The organism is Pseudomonas mendocina, from assembly GCF_003008615.1.
Classification (GTDB): Bacteria; Pseudomonadota; Gammaproteobacteria; order Pseudomonadales; family Pseudomonadaceae; genus Aquipseudomonas; species Aquipseudomonas mendocina_C.
Map to the genome: position 1 here is coordinate 3,048,135 of NZ_CP027657.1, position 18,559 is coordinate 3,066,693.

Here is an 18,559-nt window from a genome sequence, read left to right on the forward strand (position 1 = left end):
GTGGCTTATGCCACCGGCCTTTTTCCGTTCTAGGTTGGCTGTTCGTCAGCCGGCCTGGAGCAGGAAAAACCCGTCCGTCGAGACGGTCGCAAACCTAGGGTTTGCACGATTTTCTGGTCACCGCCGCCGGCGCTGACCAAACAAGCAGGTGACCAAGCTGGGGAACGCTGATGGCTTACTCATACACTGAGAAAAAACGTATCCGCAAGGACTTTAGCAAGTTGCCGGATGTCATGGATGTGCCTTACCTCCTGGCCATCCAGCTGGATTCGTACCGCGAATTCCTGCAGCAAGGGGTGAGCAAGGAACAGTTCCGCGACATCGGCCTGCACGCGGCCTTCAAATCGGTATTCCCGATCATCAGCTACTCCGGCAACGCCGCCCTGGAGTACGTCGGCTATCGCCTGGGCGAGCCGGCGTTCGACGTCAAGGAGTGCGTCCTGCGTGGCGTGACCTTCGCCGTGCCGCTACGCGTGAAAGTGCGCCTGATCATTTTCGACAAAGAATCGTCGAACAAAGCGATCAAGGACATCAAAGAGCAAGAAGTGTACATGGGCGAAATTCCGCTCATGACCGAGAACGGTACCTTCGTCATCAACGGTACCGAGCGCGTCATCGTGTCCCAGCTGCATCGTTCGCCAGGTGTGTTCTTCGATCACGACCGTGGCAAGACCCACAGCTCGGGCAAGCTGCTGTACTCCGCTCGCATCATTCCTTACCGCGGCTCCTGGCTGGACTTCGAGTTCGATCCGAAAGATGCGGTGTTCGTACGTATCGACCGTCGCCGCAAACTGCCGGCTTCCGTCCTGCTGCGCGCGCTGGGCTACAGCACTGAAGAAGTGCTGGATGCCTTCTATGACACCAACGTCTTCCACGTGAAGGGCGAGAGCCTGAACCTGGAGCTGGTTCCCCAGCGTCTGCGCGGTGAAGTCGCCGTGCTCGACATCAAGGATGACAGCGGTAAGGTCATCGTCGAGCAGGGTCGTCGTATCACTGCCCGTCATATCAACCAGCTGGACAAGGCTGGTATCAAAGAGCTGGAAGTTCCGCTCGACTACGTCATTGGCCGCACCACTGCCAAGGCGATCGTGCACCCGGCTACCGGTGAAATCATTGCCGAGTGCAACACCGAGCTGACCGCCGATCTGCTGGTCAAGATGGCCAAGGCTCAGGTCGTCCGTTTCGAGACCCTGTACACCAACGATATCGATTGTGGCCCGTTCATCAGCGACACGCTGAAGATCGACAGCACCACCAATCAGCTCGAGGCGCTGGTCGAGATCTACCGCATGATGCGTCCTGGCGAGCCGCCAACCAAGGATGCTGCCGAGACCCTGTTCAACAACCTGTTCTTCAGTGCCGAGCGTTACGACCTGTCCGCCGTTGGCCGCATGAAGTTCAACCGTCGTATCGGTCGTACCGAGATCGAAGGTTCGGGCGTGCTGAGCCGCGAAGACATCGTTGCCGTGCTGAAGACTCTGGTCGACATTCGTAACGGTAAAGGCATCGTCGACGACATCGACCACCTGGGTAACCGTCGCGTACGTTGCGTCGGCGAGATGGCCGAGAACCAGTTCCGCGTGGGTCTGGTACGTGTTGAGCGTGCGGTCAAAGAGCGTTTGTCGATGGCCGAAAGCGAAGGCCTGATGCCGCAAGACCTGATCAACGCCAAGCCGGTTGCGGCGGCGGTGAAGGAGTTCTTCGGTTCCAGCCAGCTCTCGCAGTTCATGGATCAGAACAACCCGCTCTCCGAGATCACCCACAAGCGCCGTGTTTCTGCGCTCGGCCCAGGCGGTCTGACCCGTGAGCGCGCAGGCTTCGAAGTCCGCGACGTACACCCGACCCACTATGGCCGTGTGTGCCCGATCGAAACGCCGGAAGGTCCGAACATCGGTCTGATCAACTCGCTGGCGGCCTATGCCCGCACCAACCAGTACGGTTTCCTGGAGAGCCCGTACCGCGTGGTCAAGGAAGGCCAGGTCACCGACGAGATCGTGTTCCTGTCCGCTATCGAAGAAGCCGACCACGTGATCGCTCAGGCGTCCGCGACCCTGAACGACAAGGGTCAGCTGATCGACGAACTGGTTGCCGTGCGTCACCTCAACGAGTTCACCGTCAAGGCGCCGGAAGACGTCACCCTGATGGACGTTTCGCCGAAGCAGGTAGTCTCGGTGGCCGCCTCGCTGATTCCGTTCCTCGAGCACGACGACGCCAACCGTGCACTGATGGGTTCGAACATGCAGCGTCAGGCTGTACCGACCCTGCGCGCTGACAAGCCGCTGGTAGGTACCGGCATGGAGCGCAACGTCGCCCGTGACTCCGGCGTCTGCGTCGTGGCACGTCGTGGTGGTGTGATCGACTCGGTCGACGCCAGCCGTATCGTGGTTCGCGTCAACGATGATGAAGTCGAAACTGGCGAAGCCGGTGTCGACATCTACAACCTGACCAAGTACACCCGCTCCAACCAGAACACCTGCATCAACCAGCGTCCGCTGGTGAGCAAGGGTGACAAGGTTGCTCGCAGCGACATCATGGCTGACGGCCCGTCCACTGATATGGGTGAGCTGGCTCTGGGTCAGAACATGCGCGTTGCGTTCATGCCGTGGAACGGCTTCAACTTCGAAGACTCCATCTGTCTGTCCGAACGCGTGGTCCAGGAAGACCGCTTCACCACTATCCACATCCAGGAACTGACCTGTGTGGCGCGTGATACCAAGCTCGGCCCAGAGGAAATCTCCTCCGATATTCCGAACGTTGGCGAAGCTGCCCTGAACAAGCTGGACGAAGCCGGTATCGTCTACGTCGGCGCCGAAGTCGGCCCAGGCGACATCCTGGTCGGCAAGGTCACGCCGAAGGGCGAGACCCAACTGACTCCGGAAGAGAAGCTGCTGCGTGCGATCTTCGGTGAGAAGGCGTCCGACGTTAAGGACACCTCCCTGCGTGTGCCGACCGGCACCAAGGGCACCGTCATCGACGTGCAGGTCTTCACCCGTGATGGCGTCGAGCGCGATAGCCGTGCTCTGTCGATCGAGAAGATGCAACTGGACGAGATCCGCAAGGATCTGAACGAAGAGTTCCGCATCGTCGAAGGCGCGACTTTCGAGCGTCTGCGTTCCGCTCTGGTTGGCGCGATCGCCGAAGGCGGCGCTGGCCTGAAGAAAGGCACTGCGATCACCGACGAGTTCCTCGACGGTCTCGAGCGTGGCCAGTGGTTCAAACTGCGCATGGCCGACGACGCCCTGAACGAGCAACTGGAGAAGGCCCAGGCTTACATCTCCGACCGCCGTCAGCTGCTCGACGACAAGTTCGAAGACAAGAAGCGCAAGCTGCAGCAGGGCGATGACCTGGCTCCGGGCGTACTGAAGATCGTCAAGGTCTACCTGGCCATCCGCCGTCGCATCCAGCCGGGTGACAAGATGGCCGGTCGTCACGGTAACAAGGGTGTGGTCTCGGTGATCATGCCGGTCGAAGACATGCCGCACGACGCCAACGGTACGCCGGTGGACATCGTACTGAACCCGCTGGGCGTTCCGTCGCGTATGAACGTCGGTCAGATTCTTGAAACCCACCTGGGCCTTGCGGCCAAGGGCTTGGGCGAGAAGATCAACCGCATGCTCGAAGAGCAGCGCAAGATCGCCGAACTGCGCAAGTTCCTCGCTGAGATATACAACGAGATCGGTGGCCGTCAGGAAAACCTCGACGAGTTCTCCGATACCGAGATCCTCGAGCTGGCGAAGAACCTCAAGGGCGGTGTACCGATGGCAACTGCCGTGTTCGACGGCGCCAAGGAAACCGAGATCAAGGCCATGCTGAAGTTGGCTGATCTGCCTGAGAGCGGCCAGATGCGCCTGTTCGACGGTCGTACCGGTAACCAGTTCGAGCGTCCGACCACCGTCGGCTACATGTACATGCTCAAACTGAACCACCTGGTGGACGACAAGATGCACGCCCGTTCCACTGGTTCCTACAGCCTGGTTACCCAGCAGCCGCTGGGTGGTAAGGCGCAGTTCGGTGGTCAGCGTTTCGGGGAGATGGAGGTCTGGGCACTGGAAGCCTATGGCGCCGCCTACACCCTGCAGGAAATGCTGACCGTGAAGTCGGACGACGTGAACGGCCGTACCAAGATGTACAAGAACATCGTGGATGGCGATCACCGTATGGAGCCGGGCATGCCCGAGTCCTTCAACGTACTGATCAAAGAGATCCGTTCGCTCGGCATCGATATCGATCTGGAAACCGAATAACACGACGTGAATCGGCAGCGGGGCTCGTCCAGCTCGCTGCCCGCTCCGCCAGGAGGAAAGGCCTTGAAAGACCTACTGAATTTGCTGAAAAACCAGGGTCAGATCGAAGAGTTCGACGCCATCCGTATTGGGTTGGCCTCGCCTGAGATGATCCGTTCGTGGTCGTTCGGTGAAGTTAAAAAGCCGGAAACCATCAACTACCGTACCTTCAAGCCAGAGCGCGACGGCTTGTTCTGCGCCAAGATCTTTGGCCCGGTCAAGGACTACGAGTGCCTGTGCGGCAAGTACAAGCGCCTCAAGCACCGCGGTGTGATCTGCGAGAAGTGCGGCGTTGAAGTGGCCCTGGCCAAGGTTCGTCGTGAGCGCATGGCGCACATCGAACTGGCCTCGCCGGTCGCCCACATCTGGTTCCTGAAGTCGCTGCCGTCCCGTATCGGCCTGCTGATGGACATGACCCTGCGTGATATCGAGCGCGTGCTCTATTTCGAGAGCTACGTCGTGATCGATCCGGGCATGACCACCCTGGAGAAGGGCCAGCTGCTGAACGACGAGCAGTACTTCGAAGCCCTCGAAGAGTTCGGTGATGACTTCGACGCGCGCATGGGCGCCGAGGCCGTTCGCGAGCTGCTGCACGCCATCGACCTGGATCACGAGATCGGCCGCCTGCGTGAAGAGATTCCGCAGACCAACTCCGAGACCAAGATCAAGAAGTTGTCCAAGCGCCTGAAGCTGATGGAAGCCTTCAAGGACTCCGGCAACCTGCCAGAGTGGATGGTGCTGACCGTTCTGCCGGTTCTGCCGCCGGATCTGCGTCCGCTGGTACCGCTGGACGGTGGCCGCTTCGCGACCTCCGACCTGAACGACCTGTACCGCCGCGTCATCAACCGTAACAACCGTCTGAAGCGCCTGCTCGACCTGTCGGCGCCGGACATCATCGTGCGCAACGAAAAGCGCATGCTGCAGGAAGCGGTTGACGCCCTGCTCGACAACGGCCGTCGCGGTCGCGCCATCACTGGCTCGAACAAGCGTCCGCTGAAGTCGCTGGCCGACATGATCAAAGGTAAGCAAGGTCGCTTCCGTCAGAACCTGCTCGGTAAGCGCGTGGACTACTCCGGTCGTTCCGTTATTACCGTAGGCCCGACCCTGCGTCTGCACCAGTGCGGTCTGCCGAAGAAGATGGCCCTCGAGCTGTTCAAGCCGTTCATTTTCGGCAAGCTGGAAATGCGTGGTCTGGCGACCACCATCAAGGCTGCCAAGAAGATGGTCGAGCGTGAGCTGCCGGAAGTGTGGGACGTTCTCGCTGAAGTGATTCGCGAACACCCCGTACTGCTCAACCGTGCACCGACCCTGCACCGTCTGGGCATCCAGGCGTTCGAGCCGGTACTGATCGAAGGTAAAGCGATCCAGCTGCACCCGCTGGTCTGCGCCGCGTACAACGCCGACTTCGACGGTGACCAGATGGCCGTTCATGTGCCGCTGACGCTGGAAGCCCAGCTCGAAGCGCGCGCGCTGATGATGTCGACCAACAACATCCTGTCGCCCGCCAACGGTGAGCCAATCATCGTGCCGTCGCAGGACGTGGTACTGGGTCTGTACTACATGACCCGTGAAGCGGTGAACGCCAAAGGCGAAGGTCGCGTATTCGCCGACCTGCAGGAAGTCGACCGCGTATTCCGCGCCGGCGAAGCGTCCCTGCACGCCCGTGTGAAAGTGCGTATCAACGAAACCATCAAAGAGAAAGATGGTTCGATCACCAAGAACACCCGCATCGTCGACACCACTGTCGGCCGTGCGCTGCTGTTCCAGATCGTACCGGCTGGCCTGTCCTACGACGTGGTCAACCAGTCGATGAAGAAGAAGGCGATCTCCAAGCTGATCAACCAGTGCTACCGCACCGTGGGTCTGAAGGACACCGTGATCTTCGCCGACCAGCTGATGTACACCGGTTTCGCCTACTCGACCATCTCCGGTGTGTCGATCGGCGTGAACGACTTCGTCATCCCGGACGAGAAGGCGCGCATCATCGACGCCGCCACCGAGGAAGTGAAGGAGATCGAATCGCAGTACGCCTCCGGCCTGGTTACCCAGGGCGAGAAGTACAACAAGGTGATCGACCTCTGGTCGAAGGCCAACGATGAAGTCTCCAAGGCGATGATGGCCAACCTCTCGAAAGAGCCGGTTGTCGATCGCGAAGGCAAGACCGTCGAGCAGGAGTCCTTCAACTCCATGTACATGATGGCGGACTCCGGTGCGCGTGGTAGCGCCGCCCAGATCCGTCAGCTGGCCGGTATGCGTGGTCTGATGGCCAAGCCGGACGGCTCCATCATCGAGACGCCGATCACCGCGAACTTCCGCGAAGGTCTGTCGGTTCTGCAGTACTTCATCTCCACCCACGGTGCTCGTAAAGGTCTGGCGGATACCGCACTGAAGACCGCGAACTCCGGTTACCTGACTCGTCGTCTGGTCGACGTGGCGCAGGATCTGGTGGTGACCGAGATCGACTGCGGTACCGAGCACGGTCTGCTGATGACTCCGCACATCGAAGGCGGCGATGTGGTCGAGCCGCTGGGTGAGCGCGTACTCGGCCGTGTTATCGCCAAGGACGTGTTCAAGCCGGGCACCGAGGACGTCATCGTTCCGGCCGGTACCCTGATCGACGAGCAGTGGGTCGAGTTCATCGAGCTGAACAGCGTCGACGAAGTGGTCGTGCGTTCGCCGATCACCTGCGAAACCCGCTACGGTATCTGCGCCAAGTGCTATGGCCGCGATCTGGCCCGTGGTCACCGCGTCAACATCGGTGAGGCGGTCGGCGTTATCGCTGCCCAGTCCATCGGTGAGCCGGGTACCCAGCTGACCATGCGTACCTTCCACATCGGTGGTGCTGCAAGCCGTACTTCGGCTGCCGACAGCGTCCAGGTGAAGAACGGTGGTGCGATCCGTCTGCACAACCTCAAGCACGTCGAGCGCGTCGACGGCAATCTGGTAGCGGTTTCCCGCTCCGGCGAGCTGGCTGTGGCTGACGAGTTCGGTCGTGAGCGTGAGCGCTACAAGCTGCCGTACGGCGCCGTGATTTCGGTGAAGGAAGGTGACAAGGTTGACGCTGGCGCCATCGTCGCCAAGTGGGATCCGCACACCCACCCGATCGTGACCGAAATGAAGGGTATTGTGACCTTCGTCGGGATGGAAGAGGGCATCACTATCAAGCGTCAGACCGACGAACTGACCGGCCTGACCAACATCGAAGTTCTCGATCCGAAGGATCGTCCGGCTGCTGGCAAGGACATCCGTCCGGCCATCAAGATGGTCGACGCCAACGGCAAGGAACTGCTGCTGCCGGGTACCGACGTTCCCGCCCAGTACTTCCTGCCTGCCAACGCCCTGGTCGGCGTGGCGGACGGTGCGCAGATCGCGGTCGGTGACGTTATCGCCCGTATCCCGCAGGAAACCTCGAAGACTCGCGACATCACTGGTGGTCTGCCGCGCGTTGCCGATCTGTTCGAAGCTCGTCGTCCGAAGGAAGCTTCGATCCTGGCGGAAATCAGCGGCACCATCTCGTTCGGCAAGGAGACCAAGGGCAAGCGTCGTTTGGTCATCACCCCGACCGATGGCAGCGATCCGTACGAGGAGCTGATTCCGAAGTGGCGTCACCTGAACGTCTTCGAAGGCGAACAAGTGAACCGCGGCGAAGTCATCTCCGACGGCCCGAGCGATCCGCACGATATCCTGCGTCTGCTGGGTGTGAGCGCGCTGGCGAAGTACATCGTCAACGAGATCCAGGACGTTTACCGTCTGCAGGGCGTGAAGATCAACGACAAGCACATCGAGACCATCCTGCGGCAAATGCTGCGTAAGGTCGAAGTGAGTGAGTCGGGTGATTCGTCCTTCATCAAAGGCGATCAGATGGAACTCACCCAGGTTCTGGGGGAGAACGAGCGTCTGGCCGAAGAGGACAAGTTCGTCGCCAAGTACACCCGTGTACTGCTGGGTATCACCAAGGCCTCGCTGTCCACCGAGTCGTTCATCTCCGCGGCTTCCTTCCAGGAAACTACCCGCGTACTGACCGAAGCGGCGGTAACCGGCAAGCGCGACTACCTGCGCGGTCTGAAAGAAAACGTGGTCGTGGGTCGTCTGATCCCGGCTGGTACCGGCCTGGCCTACCACAGCGAGCGCAAGCGTCGTCGTGAAGCCGACAAGCCGGTACGTGTCAGCGCCAGTGAAGTGGAAGCCGCACTGACCGAAGCGCTGAACTCCAGCGGAAATTGAGTCGAAGCCTCGCTAGTTCGCTAGCGGGGCTTTGCCTTGACTGGGGGCGCGGGTCTCTTTAGACTCATGCACCCCTAAATTTGGCAGGGCTTGGCTCTGCCAAATTTATTTGTGTGTAGGTAAATAGCGTCGAAAGACAACAGTGGAGCTAGTAGATGGCAACTATCAACCAGCTGGTACGTCAGCCGCGTAAGCGCATCGTCGAGAAATCCGACGTGCCTGCGCTGCAGAACTGCCCGCAGCGTCGTGGCGTGTGCACCCGCGTGTACACCACCACGCCGAAGAAACCTAACTCGGCACTGCGTAAAGTGTGCCGCGTGCGTCTGACCAATGGTTACGAAGTTTCTTCGTACATCGGTGGTGAAGGCCACAACCTGCAAGAGCACAGCGTCGTGCTGATCCGTGGCGGTCGTGTAAAAGACCTTCCGGGTGTGCGCTACCACACCGTGCGTGGTTCGCTGGATACCTCCGGCGTCAAAGACCGTAAGCAAGGTCGTTCCAAGTACGGTACCAAGCGTCCGAAATAAGGCCGCTTGAATCTTTATATTTAGTTGAGTCGATAAGAGTAAGGTCGGGCACGGTTTTGCCGTCAGTCCCGGGCTAACCTGAAGACCGTTTGAGGGCTTATCATGCCAAGACGTCGTGTAGCAGCAAAGCGTGAGATTCTGGACGATCCGAAGTACGGAAGTCAGATTCTCGCCAAATTCATGAACCACGTGATGGAAAGCGGCAAGAAGGCCGTGGCTGAGCGCATCGTTTACGGTGCTCTGGACACTGTCAAAGCACGCAAGAACAGCGATCCCCTGGAAATCTTCGAGAAAGCTCTCGACGCCATCGCTCCGCTGGTCGAAGTCAAGTCCCGCCGTGTAGGCGGTGCTACCTACCAGGTTCCGGTCGAAGTTCGTCCGTCCCGTCGTAACGCCCTGGCTATGCGTTGGCTGGTGGACTTCGCGCGCAAGCGCGGTGAGAAGTCCATGGCTCTGCGTCTGGCTGGTGAGCTGTTGGATGCTGCTGAAGGCAAAGGCGCTGCTGTCAAGAAGCGTGAAGACGTGCACCGTATGGCTGAGGCCAACAAGGCTTTCTCGCACTACCGCTTCTAATTCCGGCTCCACTAACCTTGCGAGGGCTTTATGGCTCGTAATACAGCAATTAACCGCTACCGTAACATCGGTATCTGTGCCCACGTTGATGCGGGCAAGACCACCACTACTGAGCGGATCCTGTTCTACACAGGCCTGAGCCACAAGATGGGCGAGGTGCATGATGGCGCCGCGACCACCGACTGGATGGTTCAGGAGCAGGAGCGTGGTATTACCATCACGTCTGCTGCCATTACCACCTTCTGGAAAGGTTCGGTTGGTCAGTACGACAACTACCGTGTAAACGTCATCGATACCCCTGGTCACGTTGACTTCACCATCGAAGTAGAGCGTTCGCTGCGCGTACTCGACGGTGCTGTCGTGGTGTTCTGTGGTACTTCGGGCGTTGAGCCGCAGTCCGAAACAGTATGGCGTCAGGCCAATAAGTACGGTGTTCCACGTATCGTCTACGTGAACAAGATGGACCGTGCCGGTGCCAACTTCCTGCGTGTCGTCGGTCAGATCAAGAACCGTCTGGGTCACACTCCGGTTCCAATTCAGATCGCTATCGGTGCAGAAGAGAACTTCGAAGGTCAGGTCGACCTGATCAAGATGAAGGCCATCTACTGGAACGAAGACGACAAAGGCACTACCTACCGTGAGGAAGAAATTCCTGCCGAGCTGGTAGACCTGGCTAACGAGTGGCGCTCCAACATGGTTGAGGCTGCTGCCGAAGCCAATGAAGAGCTGATGAACAAGTACCTCGAAGAGGGCGACCTCTCCGTCGAGGAAATCAAAGCTGGCCTGCGCCTGCGCACTCTGGCTAGCGAGATCGTTCCGGCTGTCTGTGGTTCGTCCTTCAAGAACAAGGGTGTTCCGCTGGTTCTCGATGCCGTTATCGACTTCCTGCCTGCTCCGACCGAGATCCCTGCGATCAAGGGTATTCACCCGGATCTGGCCGACAAGCCGAAAGATCAGATCGAAGAGGCTGACTACGACGAGCGTCACGCTGACGACAACGAGCCGTTCTCGGCTCTGGCGTTCAAGATCGCTACCGACCCGTTCGTTGGTACGCTGACCTTCGTCCGCGTTTATTCGGGCGTTCTGGAGTCTGGCCAGTCGGTCATCAACTCCGTGAAAGGCAAGAAAGAGCGCGTTGGTCGTATGGTGCAGATGCACGCCAACCAGCGTGAAGAGATCAAAGAAGTGCGCGCTGGCGACATCGCTGCTCTGATCGGCATGAAGGACGTCACCACTGGTGAGACCCTGTGTGATCCGGACAAGCAGATCATCCTCGAGCGTATGGATTTCCCGGAGCCGGTCATCTCGGTAGCAGTAGAGCCGAAGACCAAGGCCGACCAGGAGAAGATGGGTATCGCGCTGGGCAAGCTCGCTCAGGAAGACCCGTCGTTCCGCGTCAAGACCGACGAAGAAACTGGTCAGACCATCATCTCCGGTATGGGTGAGCTGCACCTGGACATCCTCGTTGACCGCATGAAGCGCGAGTTCAACGTCGAAGCCAACATCGGTAAGCCGCAGGTTTCCTACCGTGAAACCATTACCAAGGACGCTGTCGAGATCGAAGGCAAGTTCGTTCGTCAGTCCGGTGGTCGCGGTCAGTTCGGTCACTGCTGGATTCGTTTCTCGACTCCGGACGTGGACGACAAGGGCAACATCACCGAAGGTCTGGTGTTCACCAACGAAGTTGTTGGTGGTGTGGTTCCGAAGGAATACATCCCGGCGATCCAGAAGGGTATCGAAGAGCAGATGAAGAACGGCGTCGTCGCCGGCTATCCGCTGATCGGCCTGAAGGCGACCGTATTCGATGGTTCCTACCACGACGTCGACTCCAACGAGATGGCGTTCAAAATCGCTGCCTCCATGGCGACCAAGCAACTGGCCCAGAAGGGTGGTGGTAAGGTGCTTGAGCCGATCATGAAGGTAGAAGTGGTGACTCCTGAAGACTACATGGGGGACGTGATGGGTGACCTGAACCGTCGTCGTGGTCTGATCCAGGGTATGGAAGATTCGGTGTCCGGTAAGGTTATCCGTGCCGAAGTTCCGCTGGGCGAGATGTTTGGTTACGCTACCGACGTTCGTTCCATGTCCCAGGGTCGCGCTAGCTACTCCATGGAATTCTCCAAGTACGCAGAAGCTCCGGCGAACATCGTCGAAGCGCTGGTTAAAAAACAAGGCTAATCCCGCCCTTTAAGTAAGAGGTTTACTGTCGTGGCTAAGGAAAAATTCGAACGTAACAAACCGCACGTCAACGTAGGCACCATCGGTCACGTTGACCACGGTAAAACCACTCTGACCGCTGCTCTGACCCGCGTCTGCTCCGAAGTTTTCGGTTCGGCCAAGGTCGACTTCGACAAGATCGATAGCGCTCCGGAAGAGAAGGCTCGTGGTATCACCATCAACACTGCACACGTAGAGTACGATTCCAACATTCGTCACTACGCGCACGTTGACTGCCCGGGTCACGCCGACTACGTGAAGAACATGATCACCGGTGCTGCCCAGATGGACGGCGCGATCCTGGTCTGCTCGGCTGCCGATGGTCCGATGCCGCAAACCCGTGAGCACATCCTGCTGTCCCGTCAGGTTGGCGTACCGTACATCGTTGTCTTCCTGAACAAGGCTGACATGGTTGACGACGCTGAGCTGCTGGAGCTGGTCGAGATGGAAGTTCGCGACCTGCTGAGCACCTACGATTTCCCGGGTGACGACACTCCGATCATCATCGGCTCCGCGCTGATGGCTCTGAACGGCGAAGACGACAACGAGCTGGGCACTACTGCCGTCAAGAAGCTGGTTGAGACTCTGGACAGCTACATTCCTGAGCCGGTTCGTGCCATTGATCGTCCGTTCCTGATGCCGATCGAAGACGTATTCTCGATCTCCGGCCGCGGTACTGTAGTTACCGGTCGTGTAGAGCGCGGTATCGTCAAGATCCAGGAAGAAATCGAAATCGTTGGTCTGCGTCCGACCACCAAAACCACCTGCACCGGCGTTGAGATGTTCCGCAAGCTGCTGGACGAAGGTCGTGCTGGTGAGAACTGTGGCGTTCTGCTGCGCGGCACCAAGCGTGATGAAGTCGAGCGTGGTCAGGTTCTGGCCAAGCCGGGCACCATCAAGCCGCACACCAAGTTCGAAGCTGAAGTGTACGTTCTGTCCAAAGAAGAAGGTGGTCGTCACACCCCGTTCTTCAAAGGCTACCGTCCTCAGTTCTACTTCCGTACCACTGACGTGACCGGTTCGTGCGAACTGCCGGAAGGCGTTGAGATGGTAATGCCGGGCGACAACATCAAAATGGTTGTCACCCTGATCAAGCCGATCGCCATGGAAGACGGCCTGCGCTTCGCAATTCGCGAAGGTGGTCGTACCGTTGGTGCTGGCGTGGTTGCCAAGATCGTCGAGTAATCAACGATCTGCGGTATGGAAAAGGGCCCTTCGGGGCCCTTTTCTTTTGAACTGGTTAAAAGTTGACACCCCTAGGGGGCATCCGTACAATTGCGCCTCCCTTGAGCGGGCGTAGTCCGTCTGTGGGGATTAGCAGCTTGGAATCTGAGGTCAAAATGCAAAACCAACAAATCCGTATTCGGTTGAAGGCTTTTGACCATCGCCTGATCGATCAATCTACCCAGGAAATCGTGGAAACCGCGAAACGTACTGGTGCTCAGGTGCGTGGTCCGATTCCTCTGCCTACTCGTAAGGAGCGGTACACCGTTCTGATCTCTCCGCACGTCAACAAAGACGCGCGTGATCAGTACGAAATCCGCACTCATAAGCGTGTTCTGGACATCGTCCAGCCGACGGATAAAACCGTTGACGCGCTGATGAAGCTCGACCTTGCGGCAGGCGTGGAAGTGCAGATCAGCCTCGGCTAAAACCTGGCGGTTTTAGTCGTGTAACGCTCTGAAATGGGCGGCCATAGCGGGTGAAAGCCCCGTACACTCATGAGGTTTACAACATGACTATTGGTGTAGTCGGTCGTAAGTGCGGCATGACCCGCATTTTCACCGAAGAAGGTGTCTCCATTCCGGTTACGGTCATCGAGATCGAGCCGAATCGCGTCACCCAGTTCAAAAACGAGGAGTCGGATGGCTATCGTGCAGTGCAAGTCACTGTCGGTGAGCGTCGTGCCTCCCGTGTCAGCAAGGCTCAAGCTGGCCACTTCGCCAAGGCGAACGTCGCGGCAGGTCGTACCGTTCTGGAGTTCCGTCTTGAAGAAGGCGACTACCAGGCTGGTGATCTGATCAACGCTGAAATTTTCCAAGCTGGTCAACTGGTCGACGTGACCGGTCAGTCCAAAGGTAAAGGCTTCGCCGGTACCATCAAGCGTTGGAACTTCCGCGGCCAGGACAACACTCACGGCAACTCCGTGTCCCACCGTGTTCCGGGTTCCATTGGCCAGTGCCAGACCCCGGGTCGCGTATTCAAGGGCAAGAAGATGTCCGGCCACATGGGTGCTGAGCGCGTTACCGTGCAGTCCCTGGAAGTCGTGCGCGTAGACGCCGAGCGTAATCTGCTGCTGGTCAAGGGTGCCGTTCCTGGCGCTACTGGCGGCGACGTTATCGTTCGTCCGGCTGCCAAGGCGTAAGGGGAGAATCTGAGATGCAATTGAATGTAAATGGCGCTCAGGCGATCGAAGTGTCCGAAGCGACCTTCGGTGGCGAGTTCAACGAGACTCTGGTTCACCAAGCAGTCGTGGCCTACATGGCTGGCGGCCGCCAAGGCACCAAAGGTCAGAAGTCCCGTTCCGACGTTTCCGGTGGCGGCAAGCGCCCGTGGCGTCAGAAGGGCACTGGTCGTGCTCGTGCTGGTACCACCCGTGGTCCGATCTGGCGTGGCGGTGGTGTGACCTTCGCAGCGTCCACCCGCAACCATGACCAAAAGCTGAACAAGAAGATGTATCGCGCAGCTCTGCGCTCCATCCTTGCTGAGCTGGTTCGTACTGACCGTCTGGTCGTAGTCGAAGACTTCGCCGTTGATGCGCCGAAGACCAAGACTCTGCTGGCCAAACTCAATGGCCTGGGCCTGAGCGACGTGCTGATCGTTTCCGATGCCGTTGATGAGAACCTGTACCTGGCTGCCCGCAACCTGCCGCACGTCGACGTACGTGACGTTCAGGGTTCCGATCCGGTCAGCCTGATCGCGTACGAAAAGGTGCTGGTCACCGTTTCGGCCGTGAAGAAATTCGAGGAGCTGCTGGGATGAACCAGGAACGCGTATTCAAAGTGCTGCTTGGCCCGCACATCTCCGAGAAGGCCACGGTTCTGGCTGACAAGCAAGGTCAGTTCGTTTTCAAAGTCGCTACCGATGCGACCAAGCTGGAAATCAAGAAGGCTGTCGAAGGCCTGTTCGGCGTGAAGGTTGAGCGCGTTACTACTCAGAACGTTCTGGGTAAGAGCAAGCGCACCGCTCGCGGTCTGGGCAAGCGTAACGACTGGAAGAAGGCAGTTATCTCCCTTCAGCCGGGCCAAGAACTCGATTTCACCAGCAGTGCTGAGTAAGGAAGGGGTGCATCATGGCAATCGTTAAGTGCAAACCGACTTCCGCTGGCCGCCGTTTTGTGGTCAAGGTGGTCAATCAGGAGCTGCACAAAGGCGCTCCGTACGCTCCGCTGCTCGAGAAAAAATCGAAGTCCGGTGGTCGTAACAACAATGGCCGTATTACCACCCGTCATATCGGTGGTGGTCACAAGCAGCATTACCGTCTGGTCGACTTCCGTCGCAACGACAAGGATGGCATTCCTGCCACCGTCGAGCGCGTGGAATACGATCCGAACCGTACTGCTCACATCGCTCTGCTGAAATACGCTGACGGCGAGCGCCGCTACATCATCGCCCCTAAAGGCGTTGTGGCTGGCGATCAACTGGTAGCCGGTAACATGGCACCGATCAAGCCGGGCAACAGCCTGCAGCTGCGCAACATTCCGGTGGGTTCGACCGTTCACGGTATCGAGCTGAAGCCGGGTAAAGGTGCTCAGATCGCTCGTTCCGCTGGCGCTTCCGCTCAGCTGATCGCTCGTGAAGGTGCCTATGTGACTCTGCGTCTGCGCTCCGGCGAAATGCGCAAAGTCCTGTCCGAGTGCCGTGCGACCCTGGGCGAAGTCTCGAACTCCGAGCACAGCCTGCGTTCGCTGGGTAAGGCCGGTGCCAAGCGCTGGCGCGGTGTTCGTCCGACCGTTCGTGGTGTTGCCATGAACCCGGTTGATCACCCGCACGGTGGTGGTGAGGGTCGTACCTCCGGTGGTCGTCATCCGGTGTCGCCATGGGGCTTCCCGACCAAGGGCGCGAAGACCCGTGCTAATAAGCGCACCGACAACATGATCGTCCGTCGTCGCAAGTAAATAGAGGGATACGACAGTGCCACGTTCTCTGAAAAAAGGTCCTTTTATCGATCTTCACCTACTGAAGAAGGTCGAAGCGGCGGTGGAAAAGAATGATCGCAAGCCGGTTAAAACCTGGTCGCGTCGTTCCATGATCCTGCCGCAGATGGTCGGTCTGACCATCGCCGTGCATAACGGTCGTCAGCACGTCCCAGTTCTCGTGAACGAAGACATGGTCGGCCACAAACTGGGCGAATTTGCCGGCACCCGTACCTATCGTGGTCACGTGGCCGACAAGAAAGCCAAGCGTTAAGGGGTAAGGAAATGGAAGTAGCCGCTAAGTTGTCGGGCGCTCGCATCTCCGCCCAGAAAGCCCGCTTGGTCGCCGACCAGATCCGCGGGAAGAAGGTGGGCGAAGCGCTCAACCTCCTGGCTTTCAGCAGTAAGAAAGCCGCCGAGATCATGAAGAAAGTGCTGGAGTCGGCCGTTGCCAACGCCGAGCACAACGAAGGCGCAGACGTTGATGACCTGAAGGTCAGCACCGTTTTCGTCAACGAAGGGCGTTCGCTTAAGCGCATCATGCCGCGTGCCAAAGGCCGTGCTGATCGCATCGTCAAGCGGTCTTGCCATATCACTGTCAAGGTTGCGGACAAGTAACGGAGTCGATCAGATGGGTCAGAAAGTACATCCCGTTGGCATCCGCCTGGGAATCGTCAAGGATCACACTTCGGTCTGGTATGCAGATGGTCGCAATTATGCCGACTACCTGAATGCCGACCTGAAGGTTCGTGCATACCTGCAAGACAAACTAAAAAGCGCGTCCGTTAGCCGTATCGACATCGCTCGTCCGGCTCAAACCGCACGCATCACCATCCACACCGCTCGTCCCGGCATCGTGATCGGCAAGAAAGGTGAAGATGTTGAGAAGCTGCGTCAGGACCTGACCAAGCAAATGGGTGTGCCGGTGCACATCAACATCGAAGAGATCCGCAAGCCGGAGCTCGACGGTATGCTGGTTGCACAGAGCGTAGCTCAGCAGCTGGAGCGCCGCGTAATGTTCCGTCGCGCCATGAAGCGCGCAGTACAGAACGCCATGCGCATTGGTGCCAAGGGCATCAAGATCCAGGTGAGTGGTCGTCTCGGTGGCGCTGAAATCGCCCGTACCGAGTGGTATCGCGAAGGTCGTGTGCCGCTGCACACCCTGCGTGCAGATATCGATTACGCCACCTACGAAGCGCACACCACTTACGGTGTGATCGGCGTCAAGGTTTGGATCTTCAAGGGTGAGGTCATTGGTGGCCGCACTGAAGAGCTGAAGCCGCAAGCGCCCGCTCCTCGTAAAGCTGCTAAGAAATAAGGAGTACGCATCATGTTGCAACCAAAGCGTACGAAGTTCCGCAAGCAGATGACCGGCCACAACCGTGGTCTGGCTCAGCGCGGTAGCAAGGTCAGCTTCGGCGAGTTCGCGCTGAAGTCTGTAGCCCGCGGTCGTCTCACCGCCCGTCAGATCGAGTCCGCTCGTCGTGCTCTGACTCGTCACGTAAAACGTGGCGGCAAGATCTGGATTCGCGTATTCCCGGACAAGCCGGTTACCAAGAAGCCTCTCGAAGTGCGGATGGGTAAAGGTAAGGGTGGCGTCGAATATTGGGTAGCCCAGATCCAGCCAGGCAAGGTCCTGTACGAGATCGAAGGCGTTTCCGAAGAGCTGGCGCGTGAGGCTTTCGCCCTGGCTGCTGCAAAGCTGCCGCTCGCCACCACCTTTGTTAAGCGGACGGTGATGTGATGAAAGCGACCGAACTTCGTGAAAAATCTGCGCAGCAACTGAACGAGCAACTGCTCGGTCTGCTGCGTGACCAGTTCAATCTGCGTATGCAGAAGGCAACTGGCCAGTTGGGGCAGTCTCACCTGCTCTCGCAAGTTAAGCGCGACATCGCTCGTGTGAAAACTGTGCTCAACCAGCAGGCAGGTAAGTGATCATGGCTGAAGCCGAAAAAACAGTCCGTACGCTGACCGGCCGTGTTGTCAGCGACAAGATGGACAAGACCATCACCGTTCTGATCGAGCGCCGTGTAAAGCACCCGATCTACGGTAAATACGTCAAGCGTTCGACCAAACTGCACGCTCACGACGAATCCAACCAGTGCAAGATCGGCGACAAGGTTTCCATCCGTGAAACCCGTCCGCAGTCCAAGACCAAGTCCTGGGCTCTGGTTGAAGTCGTCGAACGCGCCGTTGAAGTCTAAGGGCTAGGGGTCGGAGAAATTTTATGATTCAGACTCAATCCATGCTCGATGTGGCTGACAACAGTGGTGCACGTCGCGTTATGTGCATCAAGGTGCTGGGCGGCTCTCATCGTCGCTACGCCGGCATCGGCGACATCATCAAGGTCACCGTCAAGGAAGCAATTCCGCGCGGCAAAGTGAAGAAAGGTCAGGTCATGACCGCAGTGGTCGTTCGTACCCGTCACGGCGTTCGCCGTGCCGACGGTTCGATCATCCGCTTCGACGGCAACGCTGCTGTTCTGCTGAACAACAAGCAAGAGCCGATCGGTACCCGTATCTTCGGGCCAGTGACCCGTGAACTGCGTTCCGAGAAGTTCATGAAGATCGTCTCGCTCGCCCCTGAAGTGCTTTAAGGAG

Annotated in this window: 18 protein-coding genes; all 18 read left to right on the forward strand. The window is 58.5% G+C overall.

Annotated elements, in window-relative coordinates; translation table 11 throughout:
* Positions 1-170 precede the first annotated feature (170 nt).
* The gene (rpoB, locus tag C7A17_RS14195) at positions 171-4,244 is read left to right on the forward strand and encodes a DNA-directed RNA polymerase subunit beta (protein WP_106738638.1); all 4,074 of its coding nucleotides are present in this window, start codon (positions 171-173) and stop codon (positions 4,242-4,244) included.
* Positions 4,245-4,307: 63 nt separating this feature from the next.
* Positions 4,308-8,507 carry a DNA-directed RNA polymerase subunit beta' gene (rpoC, locus tag C7A17_RS14200; protein ID WP_106738639.1) on the forward strand — a complete coding sequence of 1,400 codons (4,200 nt, stop codon included), beginning with the start codon at positions 4,308-4,310 and terminating at the stop codon, positions 8,505-8,507.
* A gap of 155 nt (positions 8,508-8,662) precedes the next feature.
* Positions 8,663-9,034, forward strand: coding sequence for a 30S ribosomal protein S12 (rpsL, locus tag C7A17_RS14205; RefSeq protein WP_004373429.1), 372 nt, complete (start codon positions 8,663-8,665; stop codon positions 9,032-9,034).
* 102 nt (positions 9,035-9,136) lie between these two features.
* On the forward strand, positions 9,137-9,607 hold the full coding sequence (gene rpsG, locus C7A17_RS14210) for a 30S ribosomal protein S7 (protein ID WP_009397350.1): 471 nt from the start codon (positions 9,137-9,139) through the stop codon (positions 9,605-9,607).
* Positions 9,608-9,637: 30 nt separating this feature from the next.
* Positions 9,638-11,785, forward strand: coding sequence for an elongation factor G (gene fusA / locus C7A17_RS14215; protein ID WP_106738640.1), 2,148 nt, complete (start codon positions 9,638-9,640; stop codon positions 11,783-11,785).
* Positions 11,786-11,815: 30 nt separating this feature from the next.
* Positions 11,816-13,009: an elongation factor Tu gene (tuf, locus tag C7A17_RS14220; RefSeq protein ID WP_106738633.1), complete on the forward strand. Its 1,194-nt coding sequence runs from the start codon at positions 11,816-11,818 to the stop codon at positions 13,007-13,009.
* Positions 13,010-13,164: 155 nt separating this feature from the next.
* Complete coding sequence (rpsJ, locus tag C7A17_RS14225) at positions 13,165-13,476, forward strand: 30S ribosomal protein S10 (protein WP_003243886.1); 312 nt, start codon at positions 13,165-13,167, stop codon at positions 13,474-13,476.
* An 83-nt stretch (positions 13,477-13,559) separates the two neighbouring features.
* Positions 13,560-14,189 (forward strand): 50S ribosomal protein L3, encoded by a 630-nt coding sequence (gene rplC / locus C7A17_RS14230; RefSeq protein ID WP_106738641.1) that lies wholly within the window; start codon positions 13,560-13,562, stop codon positions 14,187-14,189.
* 14 nt (positions 14,190-14,203) lie between these two features.
* Complete coding sequence (rplD, locus tag C7A17_RS14235; protein ID WP_106738642.1) at positions 14,204-14,806, forward strand: 50S ribosomal protein L4; 603 nt, start codon at positions 14,204-14,206, stop codon at positions 14,804-14,806.
* The gene (rplW, locus tag C7A17_RS14240; protein WP_003463306.1) at positions 14,803-15,102 is read left to right on the forward strand and encodes a 50S ribosomal protein L23; all 300 of its coding nucleotides are present in this window, start codon (positions 14,803-14,805) and stop codon (positions 15,100-15,102) included. Before rplD ends, rplW begins: the two co-directional genes overlap by 4 nt.
* 14 nt (positions 15,103-15,116) lie before the next feature.
* Complete coding sequence (rplB, locus tag C7A17_RS14245; protein ID WP_106738643.1) at positions 15,117-15,941, forward strand: 50S ribosomal protein L2; 825 nt, start codon at positions 15,117-15,119, stop codon at positions 15,939-15,941.
* Positions 15,942-15,957: 16 nt separating this feature from the next.
* The gene (rpsS, locus tag C7A17_RS14250) at positions 15,958-16,233 is read left to right on the forward strand and encodes a 30S ribosomal protein S19 (protein WP_031303186.1); all 276 of its coding nucleotides are present in this window, start codon (positions 15,958-15,960) and stop codon (positions 16,231-16,233) included.
* Between the two features lie 11 nt (positions 16,234-16,244).
* Positions 16,245-16,577 carry a 50S ribosomal protein L22 gene (gene rplV / locus C7A17_RS14255; protein ID WP_003103908.1) on the forward strand — a complete coding sequence of 111 codons (333 nt, stop codon included), beginning with the start codon at positions 16,245-16,247 and terminating at the stop codon, positions 16,575-16,577.
* 13 nt (positions 16,578-16,590) lie between these two features.
* Positions 16,591-17,277 (forward strand): 30S ribosomal protein S3, encoded by a 687-nt coding sequence (gene rpsC, locus C7A17_RS14260; RefSeq protein WP_003243898.1) that lies wholly within the window; start codon positions 16,591-16,593, stop codon positions 17,275-17,277.
* 12 nt (positions 17,278-17,289) lie between these two features.
* The gene (rplP, locus tag C7A17_RS14265) at positions 17,290-17,703 is read left to right on the forward strand and encodes a 50S ribosomal protein L16 (protein WP_003243901.1); all 414 of its coding nucleotides are present in this window, start codon (positions 17,290-17,292) and stop codon (positions 17,701-17,703) included.
* Complete coding sequence (rpmC, locus tag C7A17_RS14270) at positions 17,703-17,894, forward strand: 50S ribosomal protein L29 (RefSeq protein WP_106738644.1); 192 nt, start codon at positions 17,703-17,705, stop codon at positions 17,892-17,894. Before rplP ends, rpmC begins: the two co-directional genes overlap by 1 nt.
* Positions 17,895-17,896: 2 nt before the next feature.
* Positions 17,897-18,163: a 30S ribosomal protein S17 gene (rpsQ, locus tag C7A17_RS14275; RefSeq protein WP_106738645.1), complete on the forward strand. Its 267-nt coding sequence runs from the start codon at positions 17,897-17,899 to the stop codon at positions 18,161-18,163.
* 23 nt (positions 18,164-18,186) lie between these two features.
* Positions 18,187-18,555 carry a 50S ribosomal protein L14 gene (rplN, locus tag C7A17_RS14280; RefSeq protein ID WP_003243907.1) on the forward strand — a complete coding sequence of 123 codons (369 nt, stop codon included), beginning with the start codon at positions 18,187-18,189 and terminating at the stop codon, positions 18,553-18,555.
* Positions 18,556-18,559 lie beyond the last annotated feature (4 nt).